Origin of the sequence: Flavobacterium sp. UBA4854 (assembly GCF_002399805.1) — a bacterium.
In the GTDB taxonomy this organism is placed as follows: Bacteria; Bacteroidota; Bacteroidia; order Flavobacteriales; family Flavobacteriaceae; genus Flavobacterium; species Flavobacterium ginsengisoli.
Window position 1 is genome coordinate 1 of sequence record NZ_DHEI01000072.1, and the last position, 17,648, is coordinate 17,648.

Consider the following 17,648-nt stretch of genomic DNA (forward strand, 5'->3'; position numbering starts at 1 on the left):
GCATCATAATAATTTATTTTGCGGCCGTCTAAAGTGGCTTTAAAATAATATTCAGATTGATTGTTATTCGATTCATTGTCATTGCTCGAACATGCTGAGAAAAGTATCGCAAGAATGGAAACATAAAAAAGCTGTTTTGCAAAATGTACTGTTTTATTTTTAAAAGAAAATGATTTCATTGCTTTAAAATCATCGATATTACTATATTTCATCATATATTTTTTTGAGTTCATAGCAAATTTACCAACCTCAAAAGCAGAAAGCAATACCTGATTTCATGGTTATTTACGATTGAAAAGCTATGGCAATCGAATACATGAAATTAGAAGTATAAAGATTTTAAAAGTAATTGCTATTGCATATTTTTGTAATTGATCTTAATATCCAAATTATGAATAATGCATTTTCTTCCAACAGCCAAATAGGTGTAGTCTCTACTTTCTCTGAGCTTATAAATACCGATTTCAAAGGAGATATGAATGCGTTATGCTGGTACAGAAATTTGGATGGCGATTTTCAAGAGATTGTAAACCAATTGATTTTAAAAGAAAATATAACAGAAGTTTTTCCAGAAGACTTAATCGCGCTTCAATTATCAGAAAAAGGAAATATAGCAAGAGAAATTATCTTAAACGACTTGCAATTATTAACTGATTTTGGAGCTTCGCCTTCTCTCAATTTATTAAAGTGCTACGAACGCGACGACGAGTTTGATTTCATATCTACTGATGTATATTCATTTCACGTCGATCGTTCTCCAATTGCAACAGATACTTTTTTGTGTACCTATCACGGAGCAGCAAGCGATATTGTATCTAATGATCAAGCAAAGCAGAAAATTCTAATTCCAGAAATTAGAACAAAACTAAAAGAACTGCATGATGGAGCAGAAGCAGAGTTCGAAGACTTTTTAAAAGAGAACTACTTTGATTTGCATTATCAGCTTCAGGAAGATGCAAAACCTATTAATTTAGGACAAATGCATCTTTGGCGTTTGGCTGTTGATCATCCAAAACAGCAAGTGTTGCCTTGTATCCATAGAGCACCAAAGGAAAATGATGGTGAATATAGACTTTTGTTGATTTGTTAAAAGGGAAAAATTGCACGGACGAAAATTAATTATATATATTTGATGCATGAATAAACAAACATCTTTTTCAGTCTGTGGAGAATCTTTGTTGGCTCCAATGCACATTTGCGGTTTTTTCGATTCCAAGGAACAGCAATATGAGGTAATCATTCCGTACATTTTGGAAGGCTTAGAAAAGAATGAAAAAGTAATTAACATTCTTGAAGGAAATCGTCATAGTGAACATTGCCGCTGCCTTACCAATAATGGAGTATCTATTACCGAAAAACTTTCGAGTGGTCAATTTGAAGTTCTGGCTTCTGAAAATACATATATTAAGGATGGCACTTTTGCAGCTGAAAAAATGTATAAAATGCTAGAACAAACTTTATTATCGGCTTCAAGAGCTGGTTATGAAAGTACAAGAGCTTGCGGCGATATGGTATGGGCGCTCAAGAATTTGCCTGGAACTGACGAACTCTTAGAATATGAGGCCAGTCTAAATTTGCTTACTCCAAAACACTCTGTATCTTTAATCTGCATGTACGATATCAATAGCTTTAGCCAAAGCACACTTACAGATATATTGCTTACGCATCCTTATGTTATCAAAGATGGAAAGATTAACAAAAATCCGCATTATGTTGAGCCTTTGTCATTAATTTCAAGTGCTTCTAAGTTTACATCAGGCTCGCTTAAATCCTAAAACTTCTTATCGTTTATTGTTGATATGCAAATTGTTGCAATAAAGAAAGCAATCTTATAATGTATTTCAAATGACCTTTTAAGAATGATAAAAATTTACGATAAAATATGTGTAGATGCAGTTGCACAATCGAAGATTGCAAATAATGGTTTTTGGAAATTTAATACCATAATGTACATGAGCGCTTTTTTATGCATCAATTTTATGACAATTGCTATAATTTTGAAAAGCGTATTACCTTTAGAATTGGGCGATTTTTATGAAAAAAAAAGCTTAACGATAAAAAGAGAAACATTAATGTATTTTGTTATTCCAGCATTTTTAGCCAATTATTTTATTTTGTTTTTTAATAATAGATACGAGAAGCTATTAGAAAAATACGAGGCTCATAACGGTAAATATATTTTAAGGTATATTATTTTTAGTATTTTATTATTCTTAATTTGTGTTTTTGTATTCTAACAAACTCTTTGTACGATTCCTTTTTTAAGTTATCTTCGCTTTTTGTACATTTCCAAAAACATTTAAATCCTTTTAAAATCTAATCTGTGAAAAATAATCATGATGCTGCAGAAGAGACTCAGCTTAAACGTGGACTCACTAATCGACATATTCAGTTAATTGCCTTAGGCGGATCTATAGGAACAGGCCTTTTCCTTGGCATTGGGCCAGCAGCCGTTTTAGCGGGACCGTCTGTTATTTTGGGATATGCTATTGCCGGAATTATCGCTTTTTTTATAATGAGACAACTTGGAGAAATGGTTGTTGAAGAACCTGTTTCGGGAAGTTTTAGCTATTTTGCCTATAAATATTGCGGTTCATTTGCTGGTTTTGCATCAGGTTGGAATTATTGGATTTTATATATTCTGGTTAGTATGGCCGAACTTACAGCAATTGGTGTTTATGTACAGTTTTGGTGGCCCGAAATTCCGCTTTGGGCATCCAGTTTATTTTTCTTCCTGGTTATTAACGCTTTAAATTTTGCCTCTGTAAAAGTGTACGGAGAAACAGAATTTTGGTTTTCAATTATAAAAGTAGTTGCCATTATTGCTATGATTCTTTTTGGAACTTATTTGCTAATAAGCGGAACAGGAGGAGAACACGCTACAATTCATAATTTATATAACGATGGAGGTTTTTTTCCAAAAGGTTTTTTTGAAAAAACGGCCAATGGAAATTTCCAAGGTTTATTGTCTGCAATGGCGCTAATTATGTTTTCTTTTGGCGGACTAGAACTAATTGGAATTACCGCCGCTGAAGCAGAAAATCCAGAAAAAAACATTCCAAAAGCAACCAATCAGGTTATTTATAGAATTCTTATATTTTATGTTGGTGCATTAGTTATTTTATTTGCTTTGTCACCTTGGAGACAAATTACCACAGATAGTAGCCCGTTTGTAATGGTTTTTCAAAATTTAAACGGAATGGAATTTACGTTATTTGGCCAGAAAATCTTTTTTACAAAGCTTATCGCGAATGTTCTTAATCTAATTGTATTAACTGCAGCTTTATCTGTATACAACAGTAGTGTATACAGCAACTCACGTATGCTATTTGGTTTAGCAGATCAAGGCAGTGCGCCAAAGTTTTTAAAGAAGTTAAACAAACACTCAGTGCCAGTTAATGCTATTTTAATTTCTTCCTGTTTTGCTGCAATCTGTATTTTAATCAATAAAATAATTCCAGAAGAAGCTTTTAGCATTTTAATGTCTTTAGTAGTTTCTTGCTTGGTTATTAACTGGGTTATGATTTCGTATACGCATCTGCAATTTAGACGTGCAAAAGACGAGGAAAATACAAAGACAAAATTTGCTTCAATATTTTACCCAGTAAGCAATTACATCTGTTTTGCGTTTTTACTAGGTATTTTAGCCATCATGTGGATGACAAATATGAAGATATCCGTAGAATTAATTCCTATTTGGCTAGGGATTCTTTTCGTATTTTATAAAATATTTAAAGTAAAAAAATAAGTAGTTTTTTTTAAATCCCATTTCATTAGAAATGGGATTTTTATTTTTTATAAAGTTTGAATTCTAAATTCGAAAGGATCTTATGAAATAATGTTCATAAAATGTTTTTAATAGGATATATTTTAAATAATCAATTAAGTAGATTTGTTATGAGCTCGAAAAAATAATGTAAAACATTTTGTTTTAGAGCATAATAAAACATTTTGAAATTTTATCACAAAATTAAATAGTTCAATCAATGGGAAATTATAACAAAGATGTTACAGCTTACATTGCAAAAATGGCAGACTTTGCAAAACCTATTCTAAACCATTTACGAGATGTAATTTTTAGTACCTGCCCCGACGTAGAAGAAAATATTAAATGGGGAACACCACATTATTCTTATAAAGGCGATCATTTGGTTATGATGGGAGGTTTTAAACAACATTGTTCTTTTAGTTTGTATAAAGCTGAATTGATGAAAGACGAGGAAATTCAGGCAAGTGTAAAAGCGGGCAAAAAATTTGGGTATTTAGACAAAATCAAAGACTTATCGGAGTTGCCAAGCAAAGAGATATTAACAGCATATATCAAAGAGGCAATGGTTTTAAATGAAAACGGAACCGTTAAACCTAAACCTGTAAAAGAAAAATCTGCTGTAGAAGTTGTGGCTCCTAAAGAATTTATGGATGCATTAAAAAAAGACAGCAAAGCGATCGAGATTTTTGAAAGTAAATCACCGTCATTCCGTAAAAATTATATTATTTGGATTGCAGATGCAAAGACAGATGAAACTAGAAATAAAAGAATTACACAATCGCTAGAGTGGATTGCAGAAGGGAAAGACAGATTTTGGCAATCTAAGAAATAACCATAAATAGCAGTTTGTTTCCCTAAGAGTTTATAAAATTAATGATTCATTATAAAGAAAACTTTCCCAGAATATCCTCAGAGCGCAATAACACCGCTACAGTAGTAATCTATTTACTGTTTGGACTTTTATGCCTCGCGATGCTTTCTCTATTTGTTGGAGTTCCTTTAAGTATTCAGTTGGAGCACAATAGCAGTTTGTCTAATAGAGAAATGATATTCGATCTTATCTATTTCCCTTTACTGCTTTGGGGCATTTGGGGACTTTATAAAAATTACGAACGTCAGAAGCATAAAAAAGTCATTTTGATTGCTGTAGATCAAGATGGTCTGCACCATCACCAATTTAACGGCACGGTTCAAAGTATTTTGTACAAAGACTTAGAACGTAGCAAAGAAGCTTATGTAAGTGATATTGATCGAAAAATTGGGACAAAATATTCACCAGGATATATTTTCGGTTTTAAAGATGGTGTAAAAGTTCCTCTTCATTTTTCTACAGCTGAAAATGGACTGTCTTATATTCCGAAAAATAAAAATCAGTTAATTGCTCATTTTTTGCAAGGCGCTGCTTTATTTTGTCCTCATATAAAAATTTCTCCAGCAGTTTACGCAGAGAATTTTATTAATCCCAAAACTTTTGAATTTGATAAAAGAGCGCAAAGAAAAACTTATTTCGTAGCTCTTATACTAATTATCATTATTCTGGTTGCAATCGATTTGTTTATAAAATATACCAAAGGCTTTTCACTGCTGTTTTAAAAGCTAGAAGTTTTTCAGTTGAACGTTCGAAGAGCAGCCGTATAAATTCGATCTTAAATCTATTAAAGAATTAATATCTGACAGATTAAATTTGAATACACTAAAAAATCCTACTAAATCATCCTTAACTAAAACAGAAGGATGATTTTTTGCTTACACAAAACAATGAACTGATTATTAGTATGTAGTAGTTAGATTGTTAAAGAAAATGCGTAATTTAGGGATAATAAAAAAAAGTTAAAAATATCCTTTATTTTAAAGTGGCACAATTCGTGCCTGCAAAAAAATCATTGAATAATCAGAGCGCTTAATCGGTGTTCTAAAAAATTAAAATAAATGAAAAGATTTAAATGTATGTATGTTTTTGTAGTAGTGTTATTATCAACATTTACATATGGTCAGGAAAGTTTAAAAATGTTTGTAAAAGAAAGTAAAGTGCCATGTACGGGTGTTGGCCCAATGGAATGTCTGCAGGTAAAGTATGATAATGACAAAGAATGGCAATTATTTTATGATCATATTGAAGGTTTTAATTTTGAAAAAGGAAACCGATATGAAATACTGGTTACGAAAACCAAAAGACCAGAACCTATTCCGGCTGATGCTTCTGCATACCAGTATAAGCTGAAAAGCATAATTTCTAAAACGCCTGTAACTAAGGAAAACGGAATTTATAATACCAAAATGATTTTAACTCAGTTAAATGGAAAAAAGGTAAACAGCGGAAAAGCATTTATTACCATTAATGATGAAACAGGAACAATAAGCGGTAAAAACGGATGTAATAATTTCAACGTAAAATACACGAAGCTTTCTTCAAAAAATCAAATTAAGACCAATTCTCCTATGGGAACTTTAATGGCTTGTGATGACGAAAGCATGAAATTAGAAAAAGAATTTAGCGCAGCGATCACCAACAAAAAGTTCAAGATTGCAAAGAAAAACAATAAAGTACAGTTCAAAAATGCTAAGAACAAAGTCGTTATGGAATTTTCTATACCAACTCAAGACCAACTTTGGAGTTTTATTGCAAAAAACAATTGGAAACTAATTGCACTAGAAAATGTTGGACAAGATTACGGAAAAGCTTCTATTAAGTTTAACCCAGCAGAAAAGAAAGTAAGCGGAAATTCAGGTTGCAACAACTTCGCTGGAACTTATGAAACTAATGGTGATCGTATTTCTTTTGATAAAGTAGCGTCTACAAGAATGGCATGTATTGATGAAGAAGCAAATAAAACAGAGCAAAAAATGTTGTCGTATTTAAACAATAAAGACTTGCGTTTTGATGTAGCAGATCAAACGCTTAATTTTTATCTTAATGATAGATTGGTCATGATGTTTGGCATTACAAAATAGATTCAGTTCTATAAGTCATCTTAAAATTGAAGATGATTTCTAAAAATTAATAGAAAACCAGTGAAGTTGATTCACTGGTTTTTTTATGGATAAAATGCATTGTTTTTGTAATAAATAGATTTGGCTGAATTTGCAAGCTGAGAAAAATAAAGTTTTTTAATTAGACGATTCTCGAGAAATATATATAAGTAAATTCTTAGGAGAAAATACGATTAAAAAATAACATTGTTTTTTTATATTCTCATTTTCAGAACCTTAAATTATCAAATTTGAATCTATATTGATTCTTGATTTTTTATTTTGGTAAAAAATGTATTGTATTGATTGTTAACCTTTTATGATGAAAAAATCGTTTTATAGATCTTGATTTTTTATCCATTTTTACCTTAATTTCTTTTTTAAGTATAGTTTCGTTATAACCTTTTTGTAAGGTACTAACTATTTAATAAACCGAAACTTATGAGAAACAAATTACATTTTATTTTTTTGAGAAGAGTCCAATATTACCATATTATATTATGGTTTTTTTTTCTTCTTTTTGCTTCAGGTTCCTATGCCCAACGCGGTTATTATGATGCACCTTATAAAAGGTATGAAGCAAATTTAGGCCAATTGACTAATGGCGCTTTAGTTACTGCAAAATCATACAATCAGGCCGATCTTCAGTCAGAAGCTTCAGATCAGCAGTGTGTGAATATGTCTGCCACAAACGCGACCGTTCAATGGACGCTTAGTGAAGCTGCCGATGGATTAGTAATTCGTTATAGTGTTCCTGACGGGCAATCTGGGACTATCGGGGTTTATAATGGCAACACAAAGCTTACAACGCTTACTTTGACTTCAACTTGGTCTTGGGAATATTTGTGGAGCAACGGAAATCCGAACAATAACGGAATTACAAATCAAAACCCAAGAATGCGTTTTGATGAAGTTCGTTATAAACTTCCTGCTAAAATTGCTGTAAATGGAACATTAAAATTGGTGAGAGAATCTGGTAATGTTCATATTGACTTTGCAGAAATGGAACCAGTGCCAACAGCTGTTACAGCTCCTGCAGGTGCCGTAACTTATTCAGGTAACGGAAGCGATCTTCAGACTTTTATTGATGCAAATGGCGGAAAAAAAATATTTGTTCCGAGCGGGGTTTATAATGTTAACCGAGAATTATATTTTGGTTCAGCAAACACTTCGCTAATTGGTGCAGGAATGTGGTACACACAGATTAATTTTACCAACACAAGCAGTTTAAATGGCGGATTACGTGCCAATGCAAGTAACATTTCGTTCACAGATTTATATCTTACAACAAATTCAGCCTCGAGAAGTAATTCTTATAAAGCAATAAATGGAGTTTTTACAAGTGGTTCAATAGTAAAAAATATCTGGGCAGAACATTTTGAATGTGGTGCCTGGATTGCGCAATACAATTCTGGTGGGCCGGCAATTGCCGACGGATTTACATTGTCGCATTGCCGTTTTAGAAATAATTATGCTGATGGAATTAATCTTTGCAAAGGAACAGCAAATTCAATTGTAGAACACTGTAATTTTAGAAACAATGGAGACGACGATCAGGCGATTTGGTCTGCTGACGGACTCGAATGTATCAATAATACTTTTCGATACAATACTTCAGAAAACTGTTGGCGCGCTTGTGGACTTGCTATTTATGGAGGGAAAAACAACAAAGGCTACAATTTAATTATCAAAGACAATCTGGAAGCAGGAATCAGAGTAAGTAATAATTTTCCGGGAGCACCATTTAACAACGATGGTATGCACGAAATTCATGATATTACCGTAACAGCCTGCGGAACTTTTAACGATACCTACAATAATCCCGTGGCAGCAATTGATATTTTTAGTGCTACGAATGCCGGAAGTCAGGTTAAGAACGTTCAGCTTTACAGCATTGATATTATAGATTCAAGAAACGATGCAATTTCTATTAGTAAAAGATCAGGAGATGGGATTTATAATCTTTCTTTTAAAGACATAACCGTTAACGGAACGGGTAAAGAATATCCAAATAACAATGTATTGAACAGAAACTGGGGCAGAGGCTATTTTGTGCTTATTGCAGGTTCTCCAAGCGGAAATGGCACCTATTGTAATATGAATTATTCTAATAGAGGTGGAAATGCCACAACTAATGAAGAAATTAGTGCAATTGGTACATTTTCATGGACGCAGGGCGGAAACTGTTCAACTACAAATGTTCCGGTTTCTGGTGTAACACTTTCGCCAGGAACAGTAACTCTAGGTGTTGGTGCTACACAGCAATTAACTCCTACTGTTTCTCCGGCCAATGCCACCAATAAAACAGTAAGTTATAGTTCAAATAATACTGGTGTTGCAACAGTAAGTGGTTCAGGTCTAGTGACTGCAGTTGCTTCGGGATCGGCTACCATTACCGTAACGACTCAGGATGGTAATAAAACGGCGACTTCTATAATAACAGTAAATTCATCAAATGTAGCGGTAACAAGTGTGAGTTTAAGTCCTTCATCAGCTACATTAGCGGTAGGCGGAACACAGCAGCTAACACCAACAGTTTTGCCTTCAAACGCAACTAATAAATCGGTTAATTATACTTCAAGCAATACAGCTGTGGCAACGGTTAATTCATCAGGATTAGTCACTGCAGTTTCAGCAGGTACCGCTACAATTACTGTAACAACAGTTGATGGAAACAAAACGAGTACTGCATTAATTACTGTAAATGCCGCAACAGGAAGCTATTTTACAATTAAAAACAAATGGACAGGTAATTATTTATATGATGCCGGAAACAATGTAGGATACGGTCCAACAGTTGCAGACAATACTTATAAATGGGAAAAAGTGGCCGTTGATGCTACATACTATATGATAAAAAATGTAGGTACAGGAGATGTAATGCATATTGAGAATTTAACCGGTGCAGTACAATGTACAGTGGGTCAATCCAGCTGGTCGAGTGCGCAATGGTCTTCTGAAAATGTAGACGCAACTTGGGTAAGAATCAAAAACAGATGGCAGTCGGGAGCAATGATTCATATTGAAAATCTAAATGGTTCTGCACAATATCTTGGAGGTCAAAATAGTTGGGAAAGTGCACAATGGCAGTTTCAAAACACTTCGACAGCAAAAAAAGTGAATCCTGTTGAAGTTGCGGTTGAGAATACTGTAGTTAGCATTTATCCAAATCCTTCAATTGATAATGAATTTAATATTGTTTTGCCACCACTGGAAGCAGGTGATGCAGCAATTGTAACAGTTACCGATAGCAGCGGAAGAAAAGTTTTGGTAAACAGAATCAGTTCATCTTCAAAAATCAGTCATCATTTAACCGCTGGAATATATATTGTGACAATTAACTCTAATACATTTAATGTTTCTAAAAAATTGATTATTAAATGATAGATTAAAGTTTAGAAAAGGAACTGCAGTTGAATTTATAATTAAATTTCATCATAATGAGCTCGATATTGTATCGGGCTCATTCTCATTTCTCTTTTATCTGTGCATGGGACGAGATGTTCGTGCCAGCAAGGGAAACGGCTTTAAAAATCTTGCCTTCCGATAATGGTAATAATCTCTACCCGTTTATCTCCGTTAATTTGGTAGTAAATAGTGTCAACACCACAAACACAATAACGATATCCTTTTTTAATGTGTTCAGCAGATGGAAATAAAAAAGGATTTGCTTCTATTTTTTCAAAACAATCATAAAACATATTAAAATAGCTGTCAGCTTGATTAACGCCAAACTTACTAACACCATAATAATAAATTCTTTTTAAATCTTCTTTGGCTTCGCTACTTAAATAATAGCTATACATTACTAGGTAAATCTTTTTTAAATTCGGCTAACATTTCTTCTCTGGTTTGTTTTTTTGCAAAACCGCTTTTTTCTCCCTTTTCTATTTTTGCCCTTACAAACTCGTAGTATTCTTCTCTCGAACGTGCTTGCTTTATCAAATAGTTAATAGCCTCACTTTTACTACTAAATTCATCTGTATTAACCTGATTTTTTAACCATTCGTCATTAGGAGCTGTTAATGATATACTTTGTCGTGGCATAATAATATAAGTTTTGAAGTTGGTGTAAATTTACACCAAAACTTTGAAAAGGAAAACATATTGGGATAAAATAGTTCTTATTAATTGTTTGGGTAAGTTGCTCCTCACTTGTGCAAGCGGAGGATATTTAAAAAATTGTGCAATTCCAAATTTTATCCCTCATTATCTTTTTTTATGCAAACTTTAAAAAAACATAAAACTCCCAGTAAAATCTAAGTATTTGCTTTTTTTGTAAGTAAATTATTATATTAAATTTTGTAAATATATTTAAAATATAGTTTTTTTCTTATTTTTTATTATTACAATTGTATCATCTAATTCTTACAAGTTTTAGATATTACTAACTTAAACGCCAAAATATGAGAAGAAAAATTAACAATGCAACAAGATTTATGGTCATTTTATTAGTTTCTTTCACTTTTACAAAGTGCCAGAAAGATGACAATGATGTAGGGCAGACAGATGCTAGAATTCTTTCGTCTGCCAAAGAATGGTTCAAAGCCTATGAATCTAATGGTGATAATTTTGAATTATTACAAAATTTAGATTATAAATGGAATGATGCCGAAATTAGGAATTCAAAAGATGGAACCAAAACAATTATAGTCCCTGTTAATGAAGCGAAAAAAGACGCTACAGAACTTTGGGAGCAAAAATTGTATATTTATCAACTTTCCGAAAACAATTATGAAGCTTTGCTCTTTGAAATATTTCCTAATGGTACGAGTAGATCTCCAGAAGATTTATCAATAGATAGTGCTACTTTTAGCGGCTACATAGCAGCTTGGGATTTAAAGAAAGGATTTGTAAAAACTGCTAGCTTTGAAAATGGTAGACTTATAGAAAATGGTACCGTTAAGCTGGTTCTAAAAAATGCAAACACAACCGGTAAGGCACCGTCAGGTGTTGCGTGTCCTGCCGGAATTGAATGCGATGTTGATGGTGGAGGAACCACAGATACAGGAATTCAGTTAAAAGAAGTTGTGGTATACAATAATTACCAGAATCCAAGTTCAGGCGGATATATTATTTACAATGGCACAGGTAGCGGTTATTCTAACTACACAGATACTGGTTCTTACACCAATCATGGCACGGGTACTGGCAGTGGTAGCGAGGGTGGAGAAGATCAAAGTTCAAATGCAACAGACCCTTGTGCTAAAATAAAAGCGCAAATGGCAATAGCCAATATTACGGCCAAAATAGAAGAACTAAGAAAAAAAACAAACTTAAAAGTAGAAACAGGATATATGCAAAGTAAGAATGGCCCTTTTACAGCACTAACTGGAGCTTCTAGTACGGATGGTGCGGACAAAATAAATTTTAAGCCTGATGCCAATACGGTAGGCTACTTGCATAACCATTTAGATCCTTATGATAAGGTAAAAGCAAATGGAGATATAGATCCAGTAGAGCCTATAAAAATATTTTCTCCTAACGATGTGAAAATGTTTGTAATTTTAATTTTAAATGCTAATAGATATGGCATTCCAATAAGTGATACTTACGGAACAATGGTTTCAAGTTCTGCAACTTATCAATTAAGATTTACTGGAAATATAAATATTGTAAGTGCAAAAGCTAATAGTATTATTTGGGATGAAAGTCTTGACAAAGCTTACAAAGAAATAATGAAGAAAAATGGTTTGGAGCAAGGATTTTTAAAGTTTTTAAATCAAAAAATAGGAATTAGTGGGATCGAGCTGTATAAAATCGATGCCTCTGGAAACTCAAAAAAAACATTAGATAATTCAGGAAAAGTAACAACTACTAATTGTAATTAAAATAAAGATGAAAAATATATTTATACTAGGATTTATAATGCTTTCAGTAATATCCTGTAAAGCACAAACTATTGTACCAGTAGAAAAAGCAATTGATTATAGAAGAGCAGGAAATGGCATCCCTGACAATACCTACCTAAAAGATCTGAATAATTTATTTGGCAAATACATAGGTACTTGGAAAGGAAGTTATGGGGGTAAAACTTATACTCTTTTCATAACTAAATACACTTATACTTATGATAAAGTAACTTTTGATGAATTGAGAATTCGATATTTAATTACATCATCAAATGGCACGATATTAGAAAATACGCAGAGCCTACCAGATAGTAGTCCTTACATTATTACGGGTTCTTATTTTGGTAAAGATTTGTCTGTTTACGCATTGGATTTTGCTGGTAAAAATGCAATATGTGGAAATGCGGGAACAGTATTTATTCGTATAAAAAATACAGCAAAGACATCAATGTCATTTGGCTATGAGCCTGATAAAATTATGATTTCAGAAGATTCTTGTCCTGGATTCAAAGTTGCAGATTTAACTTTTCCTAAAGACGGTTTGATGCTTACTAAGCAGTAGTTTACATAGAAATCCTCAAGTATTTTTTGTACTTGAGGATTAAAAAATTGTGACTATGAAAAAAATATTTCTATTAGGATTCGTACTACTTTCAGTAATATCCTGTAAAGCACAAACTATTGTACCAGTAGAAAAAGCAATTGATTATAGAAGAGCAGGAAATGGCATCCCTGACAATACCTACCTAAAAGATCTGAATAATTTATTTGGCAAATACATAGGTACTTGGAAAGGAAGTTATGGGGGTAAAACTTATACTCTTTTCATAACTAAATACACTTATACTTATGATAAAGTAACTTTTGATGAATTGAGAATTCGATATTTAATTACATCATCCCCTTGCTGGCGCGAGCGTCTCGCTCGTGTATTGCTTTAGTGTCACGAGCGAGACGCTCGCGCCAGCAGGGGAAAAACGATGTTATTTTTATGGTGGTTGCCAAAGATAAAGCAGGAATTACTAATACTTATGCTATAAAAGTAGACAATATTGGTGTATTAAATGATAAAGTAAATCAAGTATGGAATAATCCTAAATTTATAGGTAAGACAGATGATGAAAAAATTAAAATAATTCATAAAGATCAAGGTTACAAATATCGTGATAGTAAAGGAGCCTTAGAAGAAAGTTTTTTACAGCAATTTGGTTCTTTCGGAATCTCGTTGTATAAGGCAGATAATAGCATGTCAAAATGGAATAAACTTACACTAAACACGACAACCAATAAAACAATACAAACACCTTGCATTTAAAAACAATAAAATTATGAGAAATTATATTTATAGCGCACTATTTTTTATCCTGCTAAACAATAGTTGTAAAGCACAAAACCCTATCCTAGACATTGATACACCAAAAGATAATTTTATTGGTGTAAAAGGAGCATACTATAAAGACACAAAAAATGTGTTAAACGGATACGACGGTACGTATCTTTATACCAGTGGTAATACATCATTGAAGATAAAGCTGCAGAAAAATATCAAGACCTCCATGAACAATTTTTACTACGAAGATCTTATAGTGGGCGAATATCAATATATAGAAAATGGAGTTGAAAAAGTTAATACATTAAGTAAGCTAACTTCAACAAGCAATAATAACAGCATAAGTGGATCTCTAATTTTAACAGGAACAGAATTTGGCTGTAAGGATTGCAAACCAGATGAAAAAAGACTGCGTCTTGGTATTACATCTTCTCCTAATTTTGGAGAAATGGACGTTAGAAAAACAACAGTAAATGGCAAAGCCGCTATTTTGGTAGTTTTTTGGTGGACAGGTCCTATTGCTATCAAAGCGGGAGACCCAATGCCGAAACCTGCAGCAATCAAGGCTGGCACATATACAATGATTAAGCAATAAAAATAAAACTTTCAATAAAGAACTACCTAAAAGCGTTGTCGTTTTTTAGGTAATTCTTTTATTAAAATTTTGAGCCTTTTTTGGGAATGCAATCAATTGAAAAAACTACATAGATCATGAAAAACAGTTTCTTAATATTTACTATTTTGTTTTTGAGTATAAATTACGCTCAGAACAAAACATTTGTTCTTGAAGATTATATAATCAAAGTAAAGCCAATAAAATCAGATTTTAATAAAGCAGTGTGTGATACAGCCAATAAACACGTAGGTGTAATTATAGAATTTGAAGTTCTTAATGAAGTTGATATTAAAAAATTTGGTAATAAGATATATGCAATGGATGTTTGTGCAAATTACCCTAGTGATGGTGTATTTAACTCAAATTATATTTGGGATTTAAAAATATCTGAACAGAAATTTTACTTAGCTGAAATAAAAATAGTTAATGAAGAATTATCTAATAGAAATATTGGGGGAAAAAAATATTGGATTAGAGATTTAAGCCGAAAAGTAATTCTTGATTGTAATTTAAAACAAAGCACCTTGCTGGCGCGAGCGTCTCGCTCGTGCATTGCTTTAGTGTCACGAGCGAGACGCTCGCGCCAGCAGGGGAGTTTAGTTTTTGATAAACGTAAAAATTTACATCATTTAGATTTATTTTTTTGAATGTAAATTCTTATGCTATAATTACATAATTCCCATTTTAAAGATGGAAATTGTAAAACGATATTGTTTTCTAATAATAGTATAGGTACCTTTAAATACTATTAACCGGATAACGGATGTAATTCCATTTTTTAAAGATTTACAAAGGATTATAGAAATATAAACGGCTGCAGATTCTTAGATTATAGTTTTATGTTTGCCTGACAAACTAAAGATAATGCCTGAGTCTCAAAATTCAAAAAAGATTATATGCATTGCTGACCATGACGAAGATGACCGAATGCTGCTACATGAAGCATTATTAACTTTAGATCAGCCATTTGAGATTTTAGAAATCGGTAGCAAGAATCAGCTTACAGATCGATTGTCTAGATTGTCACAGATTCTCCCTGATTTTATTTTTCTCAATACCAGTATGCCAGGTGTAGAGGGATTTCAGTACATTGAAGCAATCAGGAAAGAAGTCGGATCGGGTATGAAAATAAAGATCATTATTTATTCAAGCGACAATGAGAGGTCTAGTATTGAAAAAGCATTTGAACATGGAGCAGATTTTTATGCTGTCAAGCCAAGTAATTATAGAGATCTTAAAAATCTGGCAAGAAATATAATAGAAATGAACTGGGAGACTTTTGATGAAGGCAGCAGAATATTTCATATTCTTTGAATCAATACTTTATGAATAGTTTATAACGTTATTCAAAAATCATTGACTTAAGCTGATTTCGATAAGCTTCTAAAGCGCCACCTTTATCTATATAGCCATAATAAAGATCATATTTGATTACTGGAAGATAATTTTTACTGCTTTTTTCAAGTTTCTGCATTACTGTTTCCATACTGTCGGTATACGAAATTATTTCGCAAGGAGCAGTCATGAGCTCTTTGACAGTAACATCGATCTGATTAAAAATAATTTCTTTGATGTCACTAAAATAAATCACTCCTACAAGTTTTTCTTCAACCGTAACGGCAAACATTCCCTGATCAGAAGTTTTTATTACATTTCGTAAATCTTCCATGTTTTCATCAGGAGAAAGGGTTTTAGGATCTGGATGCAGAATAGATTCCATTTTCAAAGTCCAAAGAATGTTTGTGTCCTTATTGCTAGTAAATACATTCCCTTTTTTTACAAGTCCTTTTACATCAAGAGAGTGTCTTTCAAAACGTTTTGAGATAGCAAAACTTATAGAAGCTACAATCATGAGAGGAATAATTAAAGCATATCCTCCAGTGATCTCAGCTATAAGAAAAATGGCAGTAAGAGGTGCATGAAAAAGTCCGCTCAGTATTCCTGCCATACCTACAATCGCAAAGTTGCTAACTGGAAGGTCTGTTAATCCGGTAAGATTTAAAAATTTAGAAAAAAAATAGCCTGCATAAGATCCCAGAAAAAGTGATGGCGCAAAATTGCCCCCGTTTCCGCCGCTGCCCAGCGTGATGCCCGATGCAAAAGCTTTGAGCATCATTGATAAACCCACAAAGCAGAGAAGAACCCATTCATTATCGCTAAAATCCTTAAAAAGAGTGTTTTTTAGCAGTTCTCCCGGATTGGTGTCGGCAAGAGTTTTAATGCTTTCATACCCTTCACCAAATAAAGTCGGAAATATAAAAATAAGAAGCCCAAGAACCAGAGCACCTGCAAAAGCTTTTTTATAAACGCCTAATTTAAGTCCTGCAAAATAATGCTCGGTCTTTAGAAAATTTCGTGAATAATACACCGAAATAAAGGCAGCGAATAAACCTAAAAGAATATAGAAGGGAATGTTATAATAATCAAATGTCTGCTGTCCTCGAAAAGTAAGCAGAATATCTTCATTAAGTACAATTGTCGATACTAGAGCGCCTGTGGCAGCGGCAATCATAATAGGAGTAAAGGCAGAAATGGTCACATCAACTAAAAGGACTTCTACGGCAAATAAAACTCCTGCAATAGGCGCATTAAATGCTGCAGCAATTCCTGCGGCAACTCCGCATCCAAGAAGAAGCGTCCTGTCTTTATAACTTAATCTGAATTGTTGGGCAAAGTTAGATCCAAACGCTGCACCGGTCACAACAATCGGACTTTCTAATCCGGCAGATCCTCCAAGTCCGACAGTAAGAGAACTTGTAATAATCTGTGCATACATTTGTTTTTTAGGTACGATACTAGCTTTGCGCGCCACTAAATATAAAATCTGGGAAGTTCCTTTTTCAATAGTGCCTCCTAGTACTTTTTTTACCACTAAAACTGTAAGCATGATCCCAATTATGGGCAGTAAAGAATTAATAAAGCTTAGTTTTAGAATACTGTTGATATACGAAGCAGACAAGTAAACCGAGTGGGCAAAAGATTTTAAAAGTATAACAGCAAATGCCGAAGAAATGCCTACCAAAACACTAGCTAAAAATATGAATTGTTTTGGAGATAGTTTTTTTCTTCCTACAATTAGCAGGGCTTCAATTTGTAAAAGTTTTTTCTTAA

The 17,648-nt window shown here is 33.0% G+C and carries 19 protein-coding genes; 15 read left to right on the forward strand and 4 right to left on the reverse strand.

Annotated elements, in window-relative coordinates; genetic code table 11:
- The coding region (locus B3J44_RS10335) for a hypothetical protein (protein ID WP_286968313.1) at positions 1–215 on the reverse strand (215 nt) is incomplete at its 3' end.
- 176 nt (positions 216–391) lie between these two features.
- Here B3J44_RS10335 and B3J44_RS10340 point away from each other — a divergent pair.
- The 8 genes from B3J44_RS10340 (at position 392) to B3J44_RS10375 (ending at position 10,123) form a co-directional block, all read left to right on the forward strand.
- Positions 392–1,090 carry a DUF1826 domain-containing protein gene (locus B3J44_RS10340; RefSeq protein ID WP_286968315.1) on the forward strand — a complete coding sequence of 233 codons (699 nt, stop codon included), beginning with the start codon at positions 392–394 and terminating at the stop codon, positions 1,088–1,090.
- A 46-nt stretch (positions 1,091–1,136) separates the two neighbouring features.
- Positions 1,137–1,775, forward strand: coding sequence for an MEDS domain-containing protein (locus B3J44_RS10345; RefSeq protein ID WP_286968317.1), 639 nt, complete (start codon positions 1,137–1,139; stop codon positions 1,773–1,775).
- A gap of 84 nt (positions 1,776–1,859) precedes the next feature.
- Complete coding sequence (locus B3J44_RS10350; RefSeq protein ID WP_286968318.1) at positions 1,860–2,237, forward strand: hypothetical protein; 378 nt, start codon at positions 1,860–1,862, stop codon at positions 2,235–2,237.
- A gap of 86 nt (positions 2,238–2,323) precedes the next feature.
- Positions 2,324–3,748: an amino acid permease gene (locus B3J44_RS10355; protein WP_286968320.1), complete on the forward strand. Its 1,425-nt coding sequence runs from the start codon at positions 2,324–2,326 to the stop codon at positions 3,746–3,748.
- Positions 3,749–3,986: 238 nt separating this feature from the next.
- On the forward strand, positions 3,987–4,601 hold the full coding sequence (locus tag B3J44_RS10360; RefSeq protein WP_286968322.1) for a YdeI/OmpD-associated family protein: 615 nt from the start codon (positions 3,987–3,989) through the stop codon (positions 4,599–4,601).
- A 41-nt stretch (positions 4,602–4,642) separates the two neighbouring features.
- Positions 4,643–5,362 (forward strand): hypothetical protein, encoded by a 720-nt coding sequence (locus B3J44_RS10365; protein ID WP_286968324.1) that lies wholly within the window; start codon positions 4,643–4,645, stop codon positions 5,360–5,362.
- A gap of 336 nt (positions 5,363–5,698) precedes the next feature.
- Positions 5,699–6,721, forward strand: coding sequence for an META domain-containing protein (locus tag B3J44_RS10370; RefSeq protein WP_286968326.1), 1,023 nt, complete (start codon positions 5,699–5,701; stop codon positions 6,719–6,721).
- A gap of 459 nt (positions 6,722–7,180) precedes the next feature.
- On the forward strand, positions 7,181–10,123 hold the full coding sequence (locus B3J44_RS10375; RefSeq protein ID WP_286968328.1) for an Ig-like domain-containing protein: 2,943 nt from the start codon (positions 7,181–7,183) through the stop codon (positions 10,121–10,123).
- 143 nt (positions 10,124–10,266) lie between these two features.
- On the opposite strand, the gene B3J44_RS10380 is transcribed toward B3J44_RS10375, so the two are convergent.
- Both B3J44_RS10380 and B3J44_RS10385 read right to left on the reverse strand, forming a co-directional pair.
- A complete protein-coding gene (locus B3J44_RS10380; protein WP_278021800.1) occupies positions 10,267–10,545 on the reverse strand; it encodes a type II toxin-antitoxin system RelE/ParE family toxin in 279 nt (92 codons plus the stop codon).
- Entirely contained in the window at positions 10,538–10,786 is a 249-nt protein-coding gene (locus B3J44_RS10385) for a ribbon-helix-helix domain-containing protein (RefSeq protein WP_198855816.1), read from the reverse strand. The genes B3J44_RS10380 and B3J44_RS10385 overlap by 8 nt, the downstream gene beginning before the upstream one ends.
- Positions 10,787–11,145: 359 nt before the next feature.
- Here B3J44_RS10385 and B3J44_RS10390 point away from each other — a divergent pair, with 359 nt between their 5' ends.
- The 7 genes from B3J44_RS10390 to B3J44_RS10420 all read left to right on the forward strand — a co-directional run bounded on the left by B3J44_RS10390 (position 11,146) and on the right by B3J44_RS10420 (position 15,851).
- A complete protein-coding gene (locus B3J44_RS10390) occupies positions 11,146–12,570 on the forward strand; it encodes a hypothetical protein (protein WP_286968331.1) in 1,425 nt (474 codons plus the stop codon).
- 7 nt (positions 12,571–12,577) lie between these two features.
- A complete protein-coding gene (locus tag B3J44_RS10395) occupies positions 12,578–13,153 on the forward strand; it encodes a DUF6705 family protein (RefSeq protein WP_286968333.1) in 576 nt (191 codons plus the stop codon).
- Between the two features lie 55 nt (positions 13,154–13,208).
- On the forward strand, positions 13,209–13,532 hold the full coding sequence (locus B3J44_RS10400; protein WP_286968334.1) for a DUF6705 family protein: 324 nt from the start codon (positions 13,209–13,211) through the stop codon (positions 13,530–13,532).
- A gap of 50 nt (positions 13,533–13,582) precedes the next feature.
- Positions 13,583–13,906 (forward strand): hypothetical protein, encoded by a 324-nt coding sequence (locus B3J44_RS10405; RefSeq protein ID WP_286968335.1) that lies wholly within the window; start codon positions 13,583–13,585, stop codon positions 13,904–13,906.
- Positions 13,907–13,919: 13 nt separating this feature from the next.
- Positions 13,920–14,516 carry a DUF6705 family protein gene (locus B3J44_RS10410; protein WP_286968337.1) on the forward strand — a complete coding sequence of 199 codons (597 nt, stop codon included), beginning with the start codon at positions 13,920–13,922 and terminating at the stop codon, positions 14,514–14,516.
- 116 nt (positions 14,517–14,632) lie between these two features.
- Positions 14,633–15,184, forward strand: a complete 552-nt coding sequence (locus B3J44_RS10415) for a hypothetical protein (protein ID WP_286968339.1) — start codon at positions 14,633–14,635, stop codon at positions 15,182–15,184.
- Positions 15,185–15,401: 217 nt separating this feature from the next.
- Positions 15,402–15,851: a response regulator gene (locus tag B3J44_RS10420; RefSeq protein ID WP_286968341.1), complete on the forward strand. Its 450-nt coding sequence runs from the start codon at positions 15,402–15,404 to the stop codon at positions 15,849–15,851.
- Between the two features lie 28 nt (positions 15,852–15,879).
- On the opposite strand, the gene B3J44_RS10425 is transcribed toward B3J44_RS10420, so the two are convergent.
- Positions 15,880–17,648: chloride channel protein (locus tag B3J44_RS10425; protein WP_414654789.1), on the reverse strand; the 1,769-nt coding region annotated here is incomplete at its 5' end.

What these genes read in the sequence shown, in the direction of transcription:
- B3J44_RS10340 (WP_286968315.1), top strand. Translation starts at nt 392, where the DNA reads ATGAATAATGCATTTTCTTCCAACAGCCAAATAGGTGTAGTCTCTACT.
- B3J44_RS10345 (WP_286968317.1), top strand. Translation starts at nt 1,137, where the DNA reads ATGAATAAACAAACATCTTTTTCAGTCTGTGGAGAATCTTTGTTGGCT.
- B3J44_RS10350 (WP_286968318.1), top strand. Translation starts at nt 1,860, where the DNA reads ATGATAAAAATTTACGATAAAATATGTGTAGATGCAGTTGCACAATCG.
- B3J44_RS10360 (WP_286968322.1), top strand. Translation starts at nt 3,987, where the DNA reads ATGGGAAATTATAACAAAGATGTTACAGCTTACATTGCAAAAATGGCA.
- B3J44_RS10365 (WP_286968324.1), top strand. Translation starts at nt 4,643, where the DNA reads ATGATTCATTATAAAGAAAACTTTCCCAGAATATCCTCAGAGCGCAAT.
- B3J44_RS10370 (WP_286968326.1), top strand. Translation starts at nt 5,699, where the DNA reads ATGAAAAGATTTAAATGTATGTATGTTTTTGTAGTAGTGTTATTATCA.
- B3J44_RS10375 (WP_286968328.1), top strand. Translation starts at nt 7,181, where the DNA reads ATGAGAAACAAATTACATTTTATTTTTTTGAGAAGAGTCCAATATTAC.
- B3J44_RS10380 (WP_278021800.1), bottom strand. Translation starts at nt 10,545, where the DNA reads ATGTATAGCTATTATTTAAGTAGCGAAGCCAAAGAAGATTTAAAAAGA.
- B3J44_RS10385 (WP_198855816.1), bottom strand. Translation starts at nt 10,786, where the DNA reads ATGCCACGACAAAGTATATCATTAACAGCTCCTAATGACGAATGGTTA.
- B3J44_RS10390 (WP_286968331.1), top strand. Translation starts at nt 11,146, where the DNA reads ATGAGAAGAAAAATTAACAATGCAACAAGATTTATGGTCATTTTATTA.
- B3J44_RS10395 (WP_286968333.1), top strand. Translation starts at nt 12,578, where the DNA reads ATGAAAAATATATTTATACTAGGATTTATAATGCTTTCAGTAATATCC.
- B3J44_RS10400 (WP_286968334.1), top strand. Translation starts at nt 13,209, where the DNA reads ATGAAAAAAATATTTCTATTAGGATTCGTACTACTTTCAGTAATATCC.
- B3J44_RS10405 (WP_286968335.1), top strand. Translation starts at nt 13,583, where the DNA reads ATGGTGGTTGCCAAAGATAAAGCAGGAATTACTAATACTTATGCTATA.
- B3J44_RS10410 (WP_286968337.1), top strand. Translation starts at nt 13,920, where the DNA reads ATGAGAAATTATATTTATAGCGCACTATTTTTTATCCTGCTAAACAAT.
- B3J44_RS10415 (WP_286968339.1), top strand. Translation starts at nt 14,633, where the DNA reads ATGAAAAACAGTTTCTTAATATTTACTATTTTGTTTTTGAGTATAAAT.
- B3J44_RS10420 (WP_286968341.1), top strand. Translation starts at nt 15,402, where the DNA reads ATGCCTGAGTCTCAAAATTCAAAAAAGATTATATGCATTGCTGACCAT.